Raw genomic sequence first — 17,912 nt, 5'->3', positions numbered from 1 at the left:
TACAAACCCATCGACCGGAAGATAGGCTTTCCTCCGTGAGGCAAACGGCAGCCTGAAGCCAATTACTATACTCATTAACAAAAAAACCATAAAAATCAATTTATTAAAAAACAATCTTCAATCCACCCACTAAATGATAGGCTCTGCTTGCTCACAAGAAAGCGCACCGTCGACCAGCCGTCGTTAGTTACACTTACCGTCGGGCAACCAAGCGGCAGCGCTATTCCTATTTCGAGTAAAGCCATCTGCTCTATTGACGATTATGTGAGAGGTGTCAATGACTTTTATTTTTCAAGTTATCGAGGGATGATGTAATGTTCGAAAAATCAACCAACTTGCGAACGACTTTCGTTTTAAAACGATCATCATATTCAACCTGAGCATTCTTTACCTTTAATAACCTATCAATCATTCTGTCCGCTTGCTCACCGTCGAATCCAAAATAACGGTTGCCGTAAAATCGCTCGCCGTTAATCAACACAGCACCTGAATTTGGGTTCGCAGTGGGTGGAAATGAAATTTTATAATGCCCAGCCTGAACCGAAATCTTTAATACCCCATCACTTATAGCGTTTTCATCACCACTAAAAACCCACTCGTTAGCCAATACTGTGTTAGTCGTCATAAAAAAAATTAAAAACAAAAAAAATCTCACTGGTGCACTCCCTTCAATTCATATTGTACAAACAATAATCAAAACTCTTAATTAAAATAAAATATAACTACTCAGCCTTATTCCCTATAAAGCATAACGCCTCAGACGAATATCGGCACCTACAGGTAACGAGGCGTCTTCACACGCTGAACGACGTGCTTTCATCTCTGCCTCGCTATAATACACCTATTTAAGCTGTCATTTCTTCAGTTTGAAGGCTGCGCTTTCTCTCTCTTCGGTGTGACGTCAGCAGAGATAACGCGATACAATCCGAGCCAACGCGGTAGTGAACACCGTAAGATTCAGCTATGATGACGAACTTATTTTGGCAATTCTTCAAACCCGCCAATTAACCCATTGAATAGAAAGTAGTTTAACCATGCGCTTACATCTCGCCAAAGGACGTGAAAAGTCCTTACTCCGTCGCCACCCTTGGGTGTTCTCCGGCGCCGTTCAACGCGTTGAGGGTAAAGCCCTCTCCGGTGAAACCATCGATATTCTCGACAGCCAGGGCAAGTGGCTGGCGCGCGGCGCCTATTCGCCCGAGTCGCAGATCCGCGCACGCGTCTGGACTTTCCAGCAGGATGAAGAGATTAACATCGATTTCTTCATTCGCCGCCTGCAGCAAGCACAAAGCTGGCGCGACTGGATCGCGCAGCGCGACGGTCTGGACGGATACCGTCTGATCGCCGGCGAGTCCGACGGCCTGCCGGGCATCACTATCGATCGCTTCCAGAATTTCCTGGTGCTGCAGTTGCTGTCCGCCGGTGCCGAATACCAGCGCCCGGCCCTGCTTTCCGCTCTGCAGCATTGCTACCCGGAATGTTCGATTTACGATCGCTCCGACGTTGCGGTGCGTAAAAAAGAAGGCTTGCCGCTGGCGCAGGGCCCGGTGCTGGGCGATCTGCCGCCGGAACTGCTGCCTATCACCGAGCACGGCATGAAGCTGCTGGTGGACATTCAGCAAGGGCACAAGACCGGCTTCTACCTCGACCAACGCGACAGTCGCCTGGCGGCGCGGAACTACTCTGCCGGTCGCCGGGTGCTGAACTGCTTCTCCTACACCGGCGCCTTCGCCGTTTCCGCTCTGATGGGCGGCTGCGAGCAAGTGATCAGCGTGGATACCTCACAGGCGGCGCTGGATATCGCCAAACAGAACGTCGAGCTCAACAAGCTGGATCTGAACAAGGCGGAGTTCGTCCGCGATGACGTGTTCCAGTTACTGCGCAACTACCGGGCTCAAGGCGAAAAATTCGATCTGATCATCATGGATCCGCCTAAATTCGTCGAGAACAAGAATCAGCTGGCCAGCGCCTGCCGCGGCTACAAAGACATCAATATGCTGGCGCTGCAGCTGCTGAATCCGGGCGGCATTCTGCTCAGCTTCTCCTGCTCCGGCCTGATGCCGACCGACCTGTTCCAGAAAATTTTGGCCGACGCCGCTGTAGATGCCGGACGTGATGTACAATTTATAGAGCAGTTCCGACAGGCTGCCGATCACCCGGTGATCGCCACATACCCTGAAGGGCTGTATCTGAAAGGATTCGCTTGTCGGGTGATGTAACTTGAAATGCGCTGCCTTGCCCCCATATATGAGCAAGGCATTGTTTCTCAGGAGGTCATCATGATTGCCAGCAAATTCGGTATCGGACAACAGGTTAGGCATAAACTGCTGGGGTATTTAGGCGTCGTGATCGATATCGACCCAGAATACTCTTTAGAACAACCCAAAGCTGACGAGATAGCGGCGAACGATGAACTGCGTTCAGCCCCTTGGTACCACGTGGTGATGGAAGACGAGGAAGGCCAACCGGTACACACCTATCTGGCGGAAGCGCAGCTGGATAGCGAAGCCCAGGAGGCACATCCCGAGCAACCATCGCTGGACGAACTGGCGGAATCCATCCGTCACCAGCTACAGGCGCCACGCTTGCGCAATTGACCGCGCCAAGACCTGAGAAACCCGAGAGGGCCCGGCATCGCGCCTGGCCCTTTTTATTTAGCGCTCCAACCCTAAGCGCGGGATTTCTATTTTCGGGCAGCGATCCATCACTACACGCAACCCGGCCTGTTGCGCCAGCTCTGCCGCCTGATCGTTAATCACCCCTATCTGCAGCCAGAGCGCCTTGGCACCGATTGCTATCGCCTCTTGCGCCACGCCGTAAGCCGCCTCCGAATTGCGAAACACGTCAACCATATCTACCGGCTGTGGGATAGCGGCCAGCGTAGGGTAAACCTGTTGCCCCAGCAGCGTCTGCCCCGCCAGTTTTGGGCTAACCGGGATCACCTGATACCCTTGTGCCAACAGATACGCCATCACCCCATAGCTGGGCCGCGACGGGTTATCGCTGGCGCCCACCAGCGCGATAGTGTTCACCTGCTGCAATAGCTCGACAATCTCTTGATCTTGCATCTTCAACTCCCGTTTATCAGTGCGCCACTCTTCGCTTCGAGTGTAACCGATCGGCATTCACTCGGTTAAACGCAATGCGAGGGAAACTTCATCGCAATCTTATGGTCAGAGGCTGTCGCGGTTCAGCTGCGCATGGTCGTGTCTAATCGCGATAAAATATGTAAAAATGTAAACAAAATACCCGATTGAAAAATTTTGACACAACCTATGCCGTGTTCAACACTTAGAGCTACGTCACTTTATAAGGAGATAATGATGAAATTTGGTCTGGTGGTTGCGGCGTTGCTCAGCATCAGTATGCCTGCCGCGGCTACGACCCTGAAACTCTCCCCGGACATCGACCTGCTGGTGGTCGACGGCAAGAAAATGACAGGTTCGTTGTTAAAAGGTGCCGACAGCCTTGAACTGGATGGCGGGCAGCACCAGTTGCTGTTTAAAGTGACCAAAACCGTACGTGCCGGCCAGCATACACAGGCCTATACGTCCCTGCCGCTGGTTGCCACCTTCAATACGCAAAAGATCAGCCAAGTGGCGATCGAACTCCCACGCATCGAGAACGATCGTGATGCGCAACGCTTTGACAGAACGTTGAATTATCTGGTGGTCGATAAAGACGGCAACGCCCTGCCATTCCGGCATGATGTGCTGCATCCCGACAGCGTCACCTTCAATACCGATTTGGAAAAGGTGATGACCGATTACAATCGCCAGAACCGCCCAGCCTCCGTTCCGACCTTTGTTCAGGTGAACGCAGGCAATCCCTCAGCCCTCGCGTTGGCCGGCACGCCGATAAACGCCCCGACGGTGACGTTGAAAGGTGAAAACGTGTCGGAGCAAATGCTGCAATACTGGTTTCAACAAGCGGATAAGGAAACCCAAAAGCGCTTCCTGCGCTGGGCCAATAAACAGCCGGTTCGCTGATCCTTCCTGGCGTCTTTCCCCGCAAAGGCGCCTTTTCTTCGCATTTTCAGGCGCAAACGCTAGGCAGTGAAAAACAGTTTCAGTAATCTGTCGCACATCCCCGATTAGCGAAGGACACCGAGATGGAATTGACCACCCGCACTATCGCCGCACGCAAACACATTGCGCTGGTAGCGCACGATCACCGCAAACAGGCCCTGTTGGAGTGGGTAGAAAGCCACAAGACCATTCTTGCGCAGCACCAACTGTACGCCACCGGCACGACCGGCAACCTGATCCAGCGCGCCAGCGGCATTCCAGTCACCAGCATGCTGAGCGGCCCGATGGGGGGCGATCAGCAGGTTGGCGCACTGATTGCGGAAGGCAAGATAGACATGCTGATCTTCTTCTGGGATCCGCTGAACGCGGTGCCGCACGATCCGGACGTGAAAGCGCTGCTGCGGCTGGCGACCGTATGGAATATTCCGGTGGCCACCAACCGCTCGACTGCGGACTTTCTGATCGACTCTCCGCTGTTCAAAAGCGAGGTAGAGATCGCTATCCCCGACTATCAGCGCTACCTGCAAGACCGCCTGAAATAGTCCTCGCGGCCTGGCTGCGGCCAGGCCTGATGCCTACGGTTTTTTCTGCACCGGTACGCCAAGATCCTGCAGGTGGTCGACGAACACCGAAGGGCGTTCACGATCCTGCAACAGCCATACCTGATGTTTGGCGCGCGTCAACGCGACATACAATAGACGACGCTCTTCGGCATCCGGGAAATCCTCCGGCGGCGGCAGTAGCACCTCTTCCAACACCGACTCGCGCGCCGCGGCGGGGAAACCATCACGCCCTTCATGCAAACCGGCGATGATGACGTATTCCGCCTGCTGCCCCTTGCTGGCGTGGATGGTCATAAACTCCAGATCCAGCTTGGGCCAGCGGGTGGCCGCCTTCGCCAGCGCTTCCGGTTTCAGATGATGGTAACGCGCCAGCACCAGGATGCGCTCATCCGGCTTGGCATAGCCGCTCAGTTTATCCAGTAGGGGCTCCAGCTGCTCGTGCGGCAGGATCGCCACCGACTTTTTATTGCCCTTGCTCAGGCTGTTGAGCGGTTTTTTCAGCTGGTGCGGGTTTTGCTGCACGAACCGGTTGGCCACCTCGCCGATACGTTCATTGAAGCGATAAGTGGTGTCCAACGCGCACTGGGCACCTTCGCCGAAGTGGGTGGCAAAAGCCGTGGTTAACGTCAACTCTGCGCCACTGAAGCGATAAATCGCCTGCCAATCATCCCCCACCGCAAACAGGCAGGTCTGCTTGTTTTGCCGACGCAGCGCCGCCAGCAACAGCGCACGCTGCGGCGAGATGTCCTGAAACTCATCGACCAGAATATGTTTCCACGGGCTGACGAAGCGCCCCTTGTCGAGAATGTTGACCGCCTGATGGATAAGGCCGGAGAAGTCCACCGCCCCTTCCTCTTTCAAGGCGCTTTTCCAGGCTTTCAGCAGCGGCGCCATCAGCCGGATGCGTTTCGAAAACAGATCGCGGATGTCTTCATCCGCCTGCTCAATCATTTCCGCCTGGCTGCCGCCATGCATGCGCATCAGCCCCAGCCAGCGTTCCAAGCGGCCCGCCAGCCGATCCGCGAGGCGTTTATCCTGCCAGAAGTCGCCTTCTGGCACTTCCCATTCCAGCTCGTCGGTCAACCATTGACGCCATCCCTTGGCCTGGGCTTTCTTCTCAGCGCACTGTTGGCGCCAATGGGTAATCAGCAACGCTTTGCGCGCGTTGGCATCGGTTTCCAACCGGCTGATGGCCGGGGCTTTGCGGCTGCCCTGTTGAATGATCTGCAGCGCCAATGCATGGAATGTCTTGGCCTGAATACCGACATCGCCCAAACGCGCTTTGATGCGGTCATTCATCTCCCCCGCAGCTTGACGGCCGAACGCCAACAGCAAGATTTGGCCCGGCTCCGCCTCCTGACGGCGCAGCAGCCAACCGGCGCGCGCCACCAGCACCGACGTCTTGCCGCTGCCGGCCCCCGCCAATACCAGGACGGAATCTTCGCCGTTGACGACCGCACGGCTCTGGGAGTCATTGAGCGGTGAGCTCTCGACGGTCTGGAAGAAGTCGTGATGTTGCTCCAGCATGCGATCGGTCCACTGCCGGTTGCGTTGTTCAACGCTGCGATGCCCCTGCTGCAGCCATTGCAGACACAGATGGTAATCAGCCCGGCAGTTATCGAATTCCTCCAGGCGCGCCACCGGCATCGGCAGCGCGGAGAAAGCCTCACGGATTTGCTGCTGCAGCTTGCCCAGCTCAGACTTTTTGAACCATTTATCTTGCTGCTCAATGCGCTGAATCTGTGCCACCTGCTGTTGCAAGACGCCGGCACTGACCTCACTCATTTCGGCGCTCCACTGCTGCCACGCCTGCTGCAGATAGTGATAAAAACGCTGCGTTTCCTGCCATTCGGTGCCGTGCAGTCGCACCACTTTCTCGTCCGGCAATTCAAATTCCAGCTCACCCCAGACGATGCCACGCTTGCACCTGACCTGAATCAGTTGATTGAAGGGGATCAGGTATTCATGTTTTTCCCCGCTCACCTCAACGCCGGCGTGCAGCAACCGCACGCGGTTATAAGGATGCTGAGCCAGGTGTTTCCCCAGCGATGTCGCTTTAAGTTCCATATCGTCGCGCCATGACTATGTTGAGAGTAAATAACGGATATCTGCCAGTTTACCTGCGATAAGCAGTGGCACTCTAGCGCTAAAAAAAGGGTAGAATAGATTTTGCGTTTTTATCGTGAATACGCCCGCATCGCGGTTTGACCATCATTAGAGCAGAATGACGTCTATGCGTACTGTACTGAATATTCTTAATTTTGTGTTGGGCGGTTTCTTCACCACGCTAGGTTGGCTCATTGCTACGGTGTTCAGCGTGCTGCTGGTCGTCACACTGCCGCTCACCCGCTCCTGCTGGGAAATCACCAAGCTGTCGCTGGTGCCGTTCGGCAACGAAGCGATACACGTCGATGAACTGCACCCGGAAAAAAGCAATGCGCTGCTCTCCGCCGGCGGCTCACTGCTCAACATTATCTGGCTGGTGCTGTTCGGCTGGTGGCTGTGCCTGTCACACATCGCCGCCGGCATCGTGCAATGCGTTTCAATCATCGGCATTCCGGTGGGCATCGCCAATTTCAAAATAGCCGCCATCGCGCTGTGGCCGGTGGGGCGCCGTGTCGTCTCGGTAGAAATGGCTCAGCAAGCGCGTATTGAGAATGCTCGCCGCCACTATCATCAGCGTTAATTTTTTCTCCGTTTGAGGAGTTTTTTGTGCGTTCTTTTGCACCCGCAGTACGTCGTTACACCTACAACAGCAATCTGCTGTATCACCTGCGCATCCTTATTGCGCTGATCGGCACCACCGCCGTTCCCTGGTGGCTGGGCATTCCCAAGCTGACCATCCCGCTAACGCTGGGCGTCGTGGCAGCGGCCCTGACCGATTTGGATGATCGCCTGGCCGGCAGATTACGCAACCTGCTGATCACGTTGGTGTGCTTCTTTGTCGCCTCCGCTTCAATCGAGCTGCTGTTCCCCTATCCCTGGTTGTTCGCCCTTGGCTTAACCACGTCGACCTGCGGTTTTATCCTTCTGGGCGCCTTGGGGCAACGTTACGCCACCATCGCCTTCGGCGCGCTGCTGATCGCGGTTTACACCATGCTCGGCACCGCTATGTACGATGCCTGGTATCAGCAACCGCTGCTGCTGGTGTTCGGTGCTCTGTGGTACAACCTGCTGACGCTGGCGGGCCACCTGCTGTTCCCTATCCGGCCACTGCAAGAGAACCTGGCGCGCTGCTACGATCAGTTGGCCAACTATCTGGATGCCAAAGCCAATCTGTTCGATCCCGACGCCGAACGCGACGCCGACCTGCCATGGATGGATGTCGCGATGGCCAACAGCACGTTGGTCGCGTTGCTTAACCAGACCAAAGCCTCGCTGCTGACGCGCCTGAAAGGCGATCGCGGCCAGCGCGGCACCCGCCGCACCTTGCACTACTATTTTGTCGCGCAGGATATCCACGAACGCGCCAGCTCTTCCCACGTTCAGTATCACGCGCTCAGCCGACAATTCCGTCACAGCGATATTTTATTCCGCTTCCAGCGTTTGCTGAGCATGCAGGCGCGCGCCTGCCGCCAACTGGCACAATCGATCCTGCTGCGGCAAAAATACCAGCACAACCCGCGTTTTGAGCCGGCCTTCAGCCGCATTCAGGAAGCCTTGGCACGCATCGCCGAAACCCAGGGCAATTCAGAGCAAACCAAGGCGCTGGCGCACCTGCTGAAAAACCTGCATGCGATCGATGCGCAGCTGGCCAATATCGAGTCAGAGCAGACGCTGGCCAGCGGGCTGGCAGAAGAGAACAGCCTGGCCGACGATCGCTTAACCGGCTGGAGCGATATCCGGCTGCGCATCAGCCGCCATTTGACGCCGCAGTCGGCCCTGTTCCGCCACGCGATCCGCATGTCGGCGGTGCTGTGCGTGGGTTACGCCTTCATCCAGTTCACCGGCATGCAGCACGGTTACTGGATCCTGTTGACCAGCCTGTTCGTCTGTCAACCGAACTACAACGCTACCCGTCGGCGCCTGGCGCTGCGCATCATTGGCACCCTGGCCGGTATCCTGATCGGCCTGCCAATCCTCTATTTCGTGCCTTCACTGGAAGGGCAACTGGTGTTGATCGTCATCACCGGTGTCCTGTTCTTCGCTTTTCGCACCGTACAGTATGCCCATGCAACGATGTTCATCACGCTGCTTGTGTTGCTGTGCTTTAACCTGTTGGGTGAGGGATTCGAAGTGGCTGCACCGCGCGTTTACGATACCTTGTTGGGTTGCGCCATCGCCTGGGCGGCGGTCAGCTTTATCTGGCCAGACTGGAAGTTCCGCCAACTGCCGGCGGTGGTGGATAAAACGCTGAATGCCAACTGCCGTTATCTGGACGCCATTCTGGTGCAATACCACCAGGGTAAGGATAACGGCCTCGCCTACCGCATTGCGCGGCGAGATGCCCACAACAGCGATGCCGAACTGGCTTCGGTCATCTCCAACATGTCCGCCGATCCCAAGGCCGACAAGGAATTGCAGGAAGCCGCCTTCCGCCTGCTCTGCCTAAACCACACTCTCCTGAGTTATATCTCGGCGTTAGGGGCACACCGCGAGCGGCTGAATACCCCTGCCACACTCGATCTGCTCAATGATGCCGTGTGTTACGTGGATGGCGCCTTGCATCAGGAAGAACGGAACAGCCAGCGCATTGCGAAAGCGCTGGAACAGCTGGCGGAGCGCATTCGCAGAGCCGTTCCGGAACCTGAAAGCAAAGAACAGTTGGTCTTGCAGCAGGTGGGATTAATGCTCGAACTGCTGCCGGAGCTCACCGAACTCCACACCCAAATCAATAAGGCAACCTAATTATTCAGGGCCCACTCAATGGGCCCTGAACCACTGGCTCATGCCCATGGCGGCGCATCGCCATCGTATGATCGAACCAGCGCACCAGTTCGTTGCGCAATTCGGTCGGCAATGCCGCCTGATGATAACCGGCTATCGCGCCGCCCAGTGACAGCAGCACGCGCAGACCCAGATTGGTCTGCTGTTGCAGCAGGCGGAGATAGCTGCGTTTAGCGCCATGCAGCCGCAGGTCATAGGCGTTGCGGATCCCCGCTCGCCACAGCAAGCGCTCCATGTTGACATCTATGTTCGGCAACGCCTTCAATCTGCCGTGATCGCCGGCCTTGACCTGCTGCTCTCGGCGCGCTTCCCTGATGGCCTGCCAGGCCAGCCCCACCAACTCGTTGCGTTCCCGCCACAGCGACTCGTCAACCCAGTAATAACGCAAGGTGATGGGCGCTCCGCGCTTGGAATAGACCATATTGACCATCCCTCTGGCGCGAAAGGCCGGTTCCATGCTCGCCGTAGCTCGCAAGTACAATTCACCTTCCGCTACCACTGCAAACATGACCCCCTCGGCCAGCAGCCCATAGCCGCCAAACTGTGACCGCGTGGTGATGGCGCCCAGCGCCGCGAAGCAATTTTTAGCCTGCGCGATCCTCCGCGTCGACATCCTTTTCATAGCATTTCTCCTTTTTAGGTTCCGGTCGTATTATTTCTCTTATCAATGAAAAGAGTAACGTGAACAACTAATTAGGAAAATACGCACTATCTGCCCACATGCCAATCACAAAAAACACCGGTACAAAAAATGATCGCAATTATGCGAGCCGCTACGAAAATTTGGGTTGATCTTATCCGAAATCAGGGATACTGTATAAACATACAGTAACACGACGGGCGGGAACTTTATGCGTACTCAATCACTCTACCAACCTCATTTTAGCCATGGCTCTTTTACCGCAAACAGCGTTGCGAAGAATACGAATGTCGGCAAAGAGAATGGCTTGATCAGTGAACTTGTTTACAACGAGCGCCAGCCCGCAGTGGCTCAACTGCTGTTGCCCCTGCTGCAGCAACTGGGCAAGCAGTCTCGCTGGCTGCTGTGGCTGACACCGCAGCAAAAGTTAAGCAAGCAATGGCTACAGCAGTCCGGCCTGCCGGTGGATAAAATGGTGCAGTTGAGCCAAATCAGCCCGGTGAATACGGTTGAGGCAATGGAAAAAGCGCTGCAAACGGGGAACTATAGCGTGGTTCTCGGCTGGTTGCCCGAACTAACGGAGGAGGATCGTCTAAAATTAAGACGTGCGGCAGAATTGGGTAATGCCTACGGGTTTATCATGCGTCCTCAACGTGACATTGACCCGACTCACGGACAGTGTTCCACCCTAAAAATTCACTCTTCTTTGTATCATTAAGTAAATTTAGGATTTTTCCCATCATTTTCGCACCCGATAAGCGGAACCTTTGCGGGGGAAGGCAAAAAGCGAGTCCGGCTGCGGTTTGGCAAGCAAAAACGCCCAATGAACCGCCGATTTTTTAAGCTAAGAATGTTAGCAAATATGTACGATTCCGCGTTTTTTTTTAGAGCCTTATCACATCACACTTGTAACTTTCGCGCCACGTTGTAGACTTTACATCGCCAAGGTTGCTCTATAACGTCAGAAAAACTGGCGAGTAACAAACGAGGGCTTAAACCTTGGCGAAGGAATTTAACCAAGGGCTTAAACAGCTTTAAAGCTCATTGCCTATTTGGATGATAACGAGGCGCAAAATGAAAAAGACAGCTATCGCATTAGCAGTGGCACTGGCAGGTTTCGCTACCGTAGCGCAAGCCGCTCCAAAAGATAACACCTGGTACACCGGTGCTAAACTGGGCTGGTCCCAGTACCACGACACTGGTTTCTACGGTAACGGTTACCAGAACGGTATCGGCAACGGCCCAACCCACAAAGATCAGCTGGGTGCTGGCGCGTTCCTGGGCTACCAGGCAAACCAATACCTGGGCTTCGAACTGGGCTATGATTGGCTCGGCCGCATGCCTTACAAAGGCAGCGTGAACAACGGTGCTTTCAAAGCGCAGGGCGTTCAACTGGCCGCTAAACTGAGCTACCCAATTGCTGACGATCTGGACATCTACACTCGTCTGGGTGGTATGGTATGGCGTGCAGACTCCAAAGCTAACTACGGCAACGGCACTCGCCTGAGCGACCACGACACCGGCGTTTCTCCGCTGGCTGCTGTTGGTGTTGAATACGCACTGACCAAAAACTGGGCTACCCGCCTGGATTACCAGTTCGTAAGCAACATCGGTGACGCAGGTACCGTTGGCGCACGTCCAGACAACACCATGCTGAGCCTGGGCGTTTCTTACCGCTTCGGTCAGGATGACGTAGTTGCACCAGCACCAGCTCCGGCTCCGGCTCCAGTTGTTGAAACCAAGCGTTTCACTCTGAAGTCTGACGTGCTGTTCAACTTCAACAAGTCTACTCTGAAAGCAGAAGGCCAGCAGGCTCTGGATCAGCTGTACACCCAGCTGAGCTCCATGGATCCTAAAGACGGTTCTGTAGTGGTTCTGGGTTACACCGACGCCGTTGGTTCTGACCAGTACAACCAGAAACTGTCCGAACAGCGTGCACAGAGCGTTGTTGACTACCTGGTCTCCAAAGGCATCCCGTCAGACAAAATCTCTGCACGTGGTATGGGTGAAGCAGATGCAGTTACTGGCAACACCTGTGGCTACAAATCTGGCCGCGCTACCAAAGCTCAGATCGCTTGCCTGGCACCAGATCGTCGCGTAGAGATCGAAGTTAAAGGTATCAAAGACGTTGTAACTCAGCCTCAGGGCTAAGTTTACTCGCCTAATAAAAAACCCCGCTATGCGGGGTTTTTTTTCGTCCTCTTGTTGCCATAACATTCAAAGCCAAGCACCACTAAGGCGTTCTCACGCACTTACTCGGGATCTTTGCCAAGAATCGCCTTCAAGTCTTCTTTCAACGATGACATCTGGTTCGCATACTTTTCTTTGCGTTCAGCGTCTTCAATAAGCTGCACGACGGTTTCCGACAGCGTGACGCCGCGGCGACGCGCCAGGGCAGCCAATCGTTGCCAAACCAAAAATTCCAGATCGATAGATTTTTTACGCGTATGCTGATGTTCTGCGTTAAAATGACGTTTACGGCGGGCGCGGATTGTTTGTTTCATCCGGTTATCCAGTTCCGGATTCATATGAGCGGCAATCCATGCAAGTACCTTTACCGGCTCATTTTCCAGCTTCAGCAGCTCGTTAACCGCCTCCTGAGCAGCGCTGTTTTCAATGTAGCGGGTAATGAGTTCCCCTTCCCGGTGCTTCTTCACCAGGTACTTCCATTTCCAACCGCTCTCCAGATTTTCCAGTTGCTGATATTTCATCTTGAGCTCTTCAGTGACCGCGTAACTTCAAATAAGCATAACAGCTTTACGCCGAATTTCCCCGGCAATTAAGCCGTCTTTTAGACTGTTTTTTGCACAGTCACCGCGCGATGTCAAACTCCCTGATGCCAACTGGCACTCCGCATGTATCAAGCAGCCGTTATTCTTGTATAATCGCCCTTTCCCTTTTTAACGATTGCATCTAACACTTTGACCAATAACCGACTTGAATGGCAATCTTTATTGCCGGACGTAACGCCTTATCAGGCGATATTTGATACCGCCGCTCAGTTGGCACCCGTGCCCTTTTCCGCCATTCAGCCTCGGCTGGAAAATGCCCTGACGCTATTTTGCCACCCTCAATCACCACCGCGTTTCATGCTGTTGAAAGCGCAAGAAACGCGAGAGTATCTGGAACTGATCGCTCACGCCGTCAAACCACTGCTGCCGAAAAATACGGCATGCTGCGGCAGCCACTATGTCATTCAGGATGGCAAGGTCAGCGTAGAACCGGCCAGCCGTGGCGATGAACCTTTTGCCGCCGGCGGCGCTTGCCTGTTCCAGGAGTGGATCGAATCGGAACAGCTGTTTGGCTGCGTACGGATCCACAATGGCGACATTACCCTGCAGCCGGGTCTGGTGCACCAGGCCAACGGCGGCATTCTGATTCTGTCGGCACGTGCGCTGCTGGCTCAGCCGTTACTGTGGCTGCGGCTGAAACAGATGATCGGCCAGCGTCAGTTCCATTGGGTTTCGCCAGACGAAACCCGCCCGCTGCCGGTAGCCATTCCACCGATGCCGCTGGACCTGCGGCTGATCGTGGTCGGCGACCGTCACGGCCTGGCTGATTTTCACGATATCGAGCCGGAACTGAGTGAACAAGCGATCTACGGTGAATTCGAAGACGACCTGCAGCTGACTGAAATTGATGATATGGCGCAGTGGTGTGGCTACGTCAACGGCGTGATTGCCGACCAGCAGTTGCCGATGCTGGCGACCGACGCCTGGCCGCCGCTGATCGTCCAGGCGGTACGTTACAGTGGCGACCAGGGCATCCTGCCACTCTCGCCGGTTTGGCTTGGCCAGCAGCTGTCCGAAGCCGCACTGTATGCCGAAGAGGATCGCATTACGGCCAAAGCGTTCGAAGCGGCGTTAAATGCCCGCGAATGGCGTGAAAGCTATCTGGCCGAGCGTATGCAGGATGAGATCGAGCTGGGTCAGATTCTGATTGAGACCGAGGGTGAAGTGATCGGACAGATCAACGGTCTGTCAGTCCTGGATTATCCCGGCCATCCACGCAGCTTTGGCGAACCGTCACGTATCAGTTGCGTCGTGCATCTCGGCGACGGCGAGTTCACCGACGTCGAGCGCAAAGCCGAACTGGGCGGCAACCTGCACGCTAAAGGCATGATGATCATGCAGGCGTTTCTGATCGCCGAACTGGACCTTGATCAACAACTGCCCTTCTCCGCTTCCATCGTCTTTGAGCAATCTTATGGTGAAGTGGACGGTGACAGCGCCTCGCTGGCTGAGCTGTGTGCATTGGTCAGCGCCCTGTCACTGCAACCGATCACCCAGCAGATCGCCGTCACCGGCTCCGTCGACCAATTCGGCAACGTACAGCCGATAGGTGGCGTTAACGAAAAAATCGAAGGGTTCTTCGAGGTTTGTGTACGCCGCGGCCTGACGGGTAAACAGGGCGTCGTACTGCCCATGACCAACGTGCGCCACCTGTGCCTGCGTCAGGATGTCGTTGACGCGGTACGCGAGGGGCAATTTCATCTGTGGGCGGTAGAGAGTGCGGCGGACGCCTTGCCTTTGCTCACAGGTTGCCTCTACTCTGACGAACAACAGCCGAATTTGCTGGCGGCCATACAGGAACGGATTGCGCAGGTGAGCCTGCAAGAACGCCGTCGTCCGTGGCCGCTGCGCTGGCTCAACTGGTTCAACCACGGCTGATCGGACTTGTTCAGCGTACACGTGTTAGCTAACCTGCGTCCTTCATTAAAATAAGGCTTACTGAGAACATGGTAGATAAACGCGATTCCTATACGAAAGAAGACCTCGAAGCATCCGGCCGTGGCGAGCTGTTCGGCGCCGGTGGCCCACCGTTGCCGGCAGGTAACATGTTGATGATGGACCGCGTGGTCAAGATGACTGAAGACGGCGGGACTCACAACAAAGGTTATGTGGAAGCGGAGCTGGATATTAATCCGGACCTATGGTTCTTCGGTTGCCACTTTATCGGCGATCCGGTCATGCCAGGCTGCCTGGGCCTGGATGCGATGTGGCAGTTGGTCGGTTTCTACCTCGGTTGGCTGGGTGGCGGAGGCAAAGGTCGCGCGCTGGGCGTCGGTGAAGTCAAGTTTACCGGCCAGGTGCTGCCAACCGCGAAGAAAGTGACCTACCGCATTAACTTCAAACGCGTCATCACCCGCAAGCTGATCATGGGCGTCGCCGATGGCGAAGTGCTGGTTGATGGTGAAGTGATCTATACTGCCACCGACCTGAAAGTGGGCTTGTTCAAGGATACTACAGCGTTCTAATCACGCTGACGAGAAGGCGGCCACCGTCTTCTTTTCCAACGTTCGGCGCATGCCGTCACGCTATCGTGGCGGCATTTCTTTCTCTTATCGTTTAAAGACCATTCATCACCTTTAATCGTCCGCTATCGCAACGCCTTTTCCCTCCTTTCTCTGCCCTATGCTTATCCGAAACGACCAAAGCTACAGGCTCGTTGAGCGAAGGCTCCTCCCTGCAGCCAACTATCGACGCGATAGCGGTTTTTTGCATCCGGTTATTTTCTTGCCCCTCAAAATCGCCTAGTATAGTCATGCATGTAACTACAATAAATGTATCTACAAAGAGGCGATATGCAAAAAACTCGCTTTAGCGATGCACCATGCCCCGTCGCGCGTTCATTAGATCGCGTCGGAGAATGGTGGAGCATCCTGATCCTGCGTGATGCCTTTCAGGGATTATCCAAATTCGACGAATTCCAACAAAGTCTGGGGATGTCGCCGACGCTCCTGGCCCGACGCCTGAAGGATTTAGTGGCCCACGGCATTCTGCATAAGCAACGTTATCAAACGCGGCCGGTCCGCTATCAGTATCTGCTCACCGAACGCGGCAACGATTTTCTCCCCGTGCTGGCCGCTCTCTCACAATGGGGCAATCGTCATTTGATCGACGGTGACATTAGCGCCTTGTTAGTCGACGGCCGCACCGATCGGCCGATCCAGGTCCAGTTGGTCAATGTCGATACCCAACAGCAGGTGCCGCCGCAGTTTGTCATATTGGCACCAGGGCCTGCGGCAAATGACGGCATACGTCAACGCGCCGAACTGATGCGTCAGCGGCGCCTCGCCGATTTATCCGAACTTACCAAGGAGCAGTCATGAGCAATCGCCGTATCGTTATTACCGGCATGGGCGCCGTTTCACCGTTAGGGTGCGGCGTGGAGAGTATCTGGCAACGTTTATTAACAGGAGAGTCCGGCATTCGGGCTTTACCTGACGAGATCGTTGCAGATTTGCCGGTCAAGGTCGGAGGCCAGGTCCCGGAGCTGGCGCAAGATGCTGAAGCGGGATTCAACCCCGATGCTTCAGTCGCCCCCAAGGATCAAAAGAAAATGGATCGCTTTATCCTGTTTGCCATGGCAGCGGCGGATGAAGCCGTTCGTCAGGCCGGCTGGATCGCCGATACGGAGGAAAAGCAAGAGCGCACCGCCACTGTCATCGCCTCGGGTATTGGCGGCTTTCCGGCGATTGCCCAGGCGGTACGCATTACCGACAGCCGCGGCGCCAAACGCCTGTCGCCATTCACCATCCCCTCTTTCCTAGTCAATCTGGCGGCCGGTCACGTTTCCATCAAACATCACTTCAAAGGCCCGATTGGCGCACCGGTCACCGCCTGTGCGGCCGGCGTGCAGGCTATCGGCGACGCAGTGCGACTGCTCCGCAATGATGAGGCCGATATCGCGCTATGCGGCGGTACCGAAGCCGCTATCGACACCGTAAGCCTGGGCGGATTCGCCGCCGCACGCGCCATGTCCACCGCACCGACCGAGTTGGCGCGACAGGCCTCTCGGCCTTTCGACAGCGCCCGGAGCGGATTTGTCATGGGGGAAGGCGCCGGCATGCTGGTGATTGAAACGCTGGAGCATGCGCAGGCGCGCGGCGCCACGCCGCTCGCGGAAATCGTCGGCTATGGCACCAGCGCCGACGCCTACCACATGACATCCGGTGCTGAAGACGGCAACGGCGCCTATCGGGCGATGAAAATTGCGTTGAAGCAGGCGAACGTCGCCCCCGAGGAAGTTCAGCATTTAAACGCGCACGCGACTTCGACACCCGTAGGCGATTTAGGCGAAATCAATGCCATCAAGCACCTGTTTGGCACCGCCGGGACTGTCGCCGTGACCTCGACGAAATCAGCGACCGGGCACCTGCTGGGCGCCGCCGGCGGGTTGGAAACCATCTTTACCGCTTTGGCTCTGCGCGATCAGATAGCCCCTGCAACGCTAAATCTGGATAACCCCGATCCGGCGGCGGCAGGCTTGCATCTGGTCGCGAAACAGGCGGAATCGATGAATATGACCTACGCCTTATCAAACGGCTTCGGCTTTGGCGGCGTGAATGCGAGTATTTTGTTGAAGCGCTGGCAGGATAAATAAACGCCTGAAACAAAAACCTCCGCCAAAGGGCGGAGGTTATTCCTTTTATTTGACAGGGAGCCGCTTAAGCGGTCACAGCCCTGTCTTCCATGGCTTCTCGCCAACCTCCCAGCCATTGAGACCGGGCGTCCACCGATGATTGGTAGGGACAATGTTCCCTGGAACGCCCTAAAATACCTGCCTGATACCCTCTCGAATGCGCCCTTTCCAGACGATCGCGTTTCTGTCTCTTCATGCCTCGTTTCCCTCATTTTGGTCTGGTGGAAAGAAAACAATGGCTGCTTTTTGCGCAGCCACGAGTAATCAATAGCGCTAAAAGAAGAGAAGATCAATGCGCAAAATTCACGCCAATGTCATATTTGTGAGCTACGCCCGAGGAAAGTGCTAAGTGGCTGATCTGCTGAGAAA

At 55.3% G+C, this 17,912-nt stretch carries 18 protein-coding genes; 12 read left to right on the top strand and 6 right to left on the bottom strand.

What is annotated here, in order from left to right; all coding sequences use genetic code 11:
• Positions 1-274: 274 nt before the first annotated feature.
• Complete coding sequence (locus tag QDT79_RS13045; protein ID WP_308316592.1) at positions 275-655, bottom strand: hypothetical protein; 381 nt, start codon at positions 653-655, stop codon at positions 275-277.
• Positions 656-1,034: 379 nt separating this feature from the next.
• On the opposite strand from QDT79_RS13045, the gene rlmI reads away from it, so the two are divergent.
• Positions 1,035-2,219: a 23S rRNA (cytosine(1962)-C(5))-methyltransferase RlmI gene (gene rlmI / locus QDT79_RS13040; protein WP_308316591.1), complete on the top strand. Its 1,185-nt coding sequence runs from the start codon at positions 1,035-1,037 to the stop codon at positions 2,217-2,219.
• Between the two features lie 60 nt (positions 2,220-2,279).
• A complete protein-coding gene (gene hspQ / locus QDT79_RS13035; RefSeq protein WP_033637900.1) occupies positions 2,280-2,597 on the top strand; it encodes a heat shock protein HspQ in 318 nt (105 codons plus the stop codon).
• A 57-nt stretch (positions 2,598-2,654) separates the two neighbouring features.
• On the opposite strand, the gene QDT79_RS13030 is transcribed toward hspQ, so the two are convergent.
• Positions 2,655-3,068, bottom strand: coding sequence for a CoA-binding protein (locus QDT79_RS13030; protein WP_063989461.1), 414 nt, complete (start codon positions 3,066-3,068; stop codon positions 2,655-2,657).
• A gap of 255 nt (positions 3,069-3,323) precedes the next feature.
• Here QDT79_RS13030 and QDT79_RS13025 point away from each other — a divergent pair, with 255 nt between their 5' ends.
• Both QDT79_RS13025 and QDT79_RS13020 read left to right on the top strand, forming a co-directional pair.
• Complete coding sequence (locus tag QDT79_RS13025) at positions 3,324-3,989, top strand: DUF2057 family protein (RefSeq protein WP_063989460.1); 666 nt, start codon at positions 3,324-3,326, stop codon at positions 3,987-3,989.
• Positions 3,990-4,111: 122 nt separating this feature from the next.
• On the top strand, positions 4,112-4,570 hold the full coding sequence (locus QDT79_RS13020) for a methylglyoxal synthase (protein ID WP_015377363.1): 459 nt from the start codon (positions 4,112-4,114) through the stop codon (positions 4,568-4,570).
• A gap of 33 nt (positions 4,571-4,603) precedes the next feature.
• Here the strand turns inward: QDT79_RS13020 and helD are convergent, their stop codons facing one another.
• Positions 4,604-6,658: a DNA helicase IV gene (helD, locus tag QDT79_RS13015; protein WP_308316590.1), complete on the bottom strand. Its 2,055-nt coding sequence runs from the start codon at positions 6,656-6,658 to the stop codon at positions 4,604-4,606.
• A gap of 166 nt (positions 6,659-6,824) precedes the next feature.
• Between helD and QDT79_RS13010 the strand changes: the two genes are divergently transcribed.
• Both QDT79_RS13010 and yccS read left to right on the top strand, forming a co-directional pair.
• Positions 6,825-7,277, top strand: a complete 453-nt coding sequence (locus tag QDT79_RS13010) for a YccF domain-containing protein (RefSeq protein WP_107227734.1) — start codon at positions 6,825-6,827, stop codon at positions 7,275-7,277.
• Between the two features lie 26 nt (positions 7,278-7,303).
• On the top strand, positions 7,304-9,439 hold the full coding sequence (gene yccS, locus QDT79_RS13005; protein WP_308316589.1) for a YccS family putative transporter: 2,136 nt from the start codon (positions 7,304-7,306) through the stop codon (positions 9,437-9,439).
• 4 nt (positions 9,440-9,443) lie between these two features.
• Here yccS and QDT79_RS13000 read toward each other — a convergent pair whose 3' ends face one another.
• Entirely contained in the window at positions 9,444-10,100 is a 657-nt protein-coding gene (locus QDT79_RS13000; protein WP_063989456.1) for a TfoX/Sxy family DNA transformation protein, read from the bottom strand.
• Between the two features lie 229 nt (positions 10,101-10,329).
• On the opposite strand from QDT79_RS13000, the gene sulA reads away from it, so the two are divergent.
• Together sulA and ompA are read left to right on the top strand one after the other, a co-directional pair.
• Positions 10,330-10,836, top strand: coding sequence for an SOS-induced cell division inhibitor SulA (gene sulA, locus QDT79_RS12995; protein WP_063989455.1), 507 nt, complete (start codon positions 10,330-10,332; stop codon positions 10,834-10,836).
• Between the two features lie 356 nt (positions 10,837-11,192).
• Positions 11,193-12,269, top strand: a complete 1,077-nt coding sequence (ompA, locus tag QDT79_RS12990) for a porin OmpA (RefSeq protein ID WP_049296036.1) — start codon at positions 11,193-11,195, stop codon at positions 12,267-12,269.
• Between the two features lie 101 nt (positions 12,270-12,370).
• Here the strand turns inward: ompA and matP are convergent, their stop codons facing one another.
• Positions 12,371-12,829 carry a macrodomain Ter protein MatP gene (matP, locus tag QDT79_RS12985; protein WP_107227732.1) on the bottom strand — a complete coding sequence of 153 codons (459 nt, stop codon included), beginning with the start codon at positions 12,827-12,829 and terminating at the stop codon, positions 12,371-12,373.
• 210 nt (positions 12,830-13,039) lie between these two features.
• Here matP and QDT79_RS12980 point away from each other — a divergent pair, with 210 nt between their 5' ends.
• The 4 genes from QDT79_RS12980 to fabF all read left to right on the top strand — a co-directional run bounded on the left by QDT79_RS12980 (position 13,040) and on the right by fabF (position 17,504).
• Positions 13,040-14,788: an AAA family ATPase gene (locus QDT79_RS12980; protein ID WP_308316588.1), complete on the top strand. Its 1,749-nt coding sequence runs from the start codon at positions 13,040-13,042 to the stop codon at positions 14,786-14,788.
• A 68-nt stretch (positions 14,789-14,856) separates the two neighbouring features.
• Positions 14,857-15,375, top strand: coding sequence for a bifunctional 3-hydroxydecanoyl-ACP dehydratase/trans-2-decenoyl-ACP isomerase (gene fabA / locus QDT79_RS12975; RefSeq protein ID WP_107227731.1), 519 nt, complete (start codon positions 14,857-14,859; stop codon positions 15,373-15,375).
• 327 nt (positions 15,376-15,702) lie between these two features.
• Positions 15,703-16,230: a winged helix-turn-helix transcriptional regulator gene (locus tag QDT79_RS12970; RefSeq protein WP_063989453.1), complete on the top strand. Its 528-nt coding sequence runs from the start codon at positions 15,703-15,705 to the stop codon at positions 16,228-16,230.
• Positions 16,227-17,504, top strand: a complete 1,278-nt coding sequence (fabF, locus tag QDT79_RS12965; RefSeq protein ID WP_308316587.1) for a beta-ketoacyl-ACP synthase II — start codon at positions 16,227-16,229, stop codon at positions 17,502-17,504. The genes QDT79_RS12970 and fabF overlap by 4 nt, the downstream gene beginning before the upstream one ends.
• Positions 17,505-17,568: 64 nt before the next feature.
• Here the strand turns inward: fabF and rmf are convergent, their stop codons facing one another.
• On the bottom strand, positions 17,569-17,739 hold the full coding sequence (gene rmf / locus QDT79_RS12960) for a ribosome modulation factor (protein WP_004928150.1): 171 nt from the start codon (positions 17,737-17,739) through the stop codon (positions 17,569-17,571).
• Between the last annotated feature and the right edge of the window lie 173 nt (positions 17,740-17,912).

It is taken from the genome of Serratia marcescens, assembly GCF_029846115.1.
Classification (GTDB): Bacteria; Pseudomonadota; Gammaproteobacteria; order Enterobacterales; family Enterobacteriaceae; genus Serratia; species Serratia marcescens_L.
This window is presented reverse-complemented; position numbering and strand designations above follow the sequence as displayed.

Coding starts and splice junctions, on each gene's coding strand:
- QDT79_RS13030 (WP_063989461.1), bottom strand. CDS start 3,068: ATGCAAGATCAAGAGATTGTCGAGCTATTGCAGCAGGTGAACACTATC.
- sulA (WP_063989455.1), top strand. CDS start 10,330: ATGCGTACTCAATCACTCTACCAACCTCATTTTAGCCATGGCTCTTTT.
- matP (WP_107227732.1), bottom strand. CDS start 12,829: ATGAAATATCAGCAACTGGAAAATCTGGAGAGCGGTTGGAAATGGAAG.
- QDT79_RS13010 (WP_107227734.1), top strand. CDS start 6,825: ATGCGTACTGTACTGAATATTCTTAATTTTGTGTTGGGCGGTTTCTTC.
- rlmI (WP_308316591.1), top strand. CDS start 1,035: ATGCGCTTACATCTCGCCAAAGGACGTGAAAAGTCCTTACTCCGTCGC.
- rmf (WP_004928150.1), bottom strand. CDS start 17,739: ATGAAGAGACAGAAACGCGATCGTCTGGAAAGGGCGCATTCGAGAGGG.
- ompA (WP_049296036.1), top strand. CDS start 11,193: ATGAAAAAGACAGCTATCGCATTAGCAGTGGCACTGGCAGGTTTCGCT.
- QDT79_RS12970 (WP_063989453.1), top strand. CDS start 15,703: ATGCAAAAAACTCGCTTTAGCGATGCACCATGCCCCGTCGCGCGTTCA.
- fabF (WP_308316587.1), top strand. CDS start 16,227: ATGAGCAATCGCCGTATCGTTATTACCGGCATGGGCGCCGTTTCACCG.
- hspQ (WP_033637900.1), top strand. CDS start 2,280: ATGATTGCCAGCAAATTCGGTATCGGACAACAGGTTAGGCATAAACTG.
- QDT79_RS13025 (WP_063989460.1), top strand. CDS start 3,324: ATGAAATTTGGTCTGGTGGTTGCGGCGTTGCTCAGCATCAGTATGCCT.
- QDT79_RS13020 (WP_015377363.1), top strand. CDS start 4,112: ATGGAATTGACCACCCGCACTATCGCCGCACGCAAACACATTGCGCTG.
- QDT79_RS13000 (WP_063989456.1), bottom strand. CDS start 10,100: ATGAAAAGGATGTCGACGCGGAGGATCGCGCAGGCTAAAAATTGCTTC.
- helD (WP_308316590.1), bottom strand. CDS start 6,658: ATGGAACTTAAAGCGACATCGCTGGGGAAACACCTGGCTCAGCATCCT.
- fabA (WP_107227731.1), top strand. CDS start 14,857: ATGGTAGATAAACGCGATTCCTATACGAAAGAAGACCTCGAAGCATCC.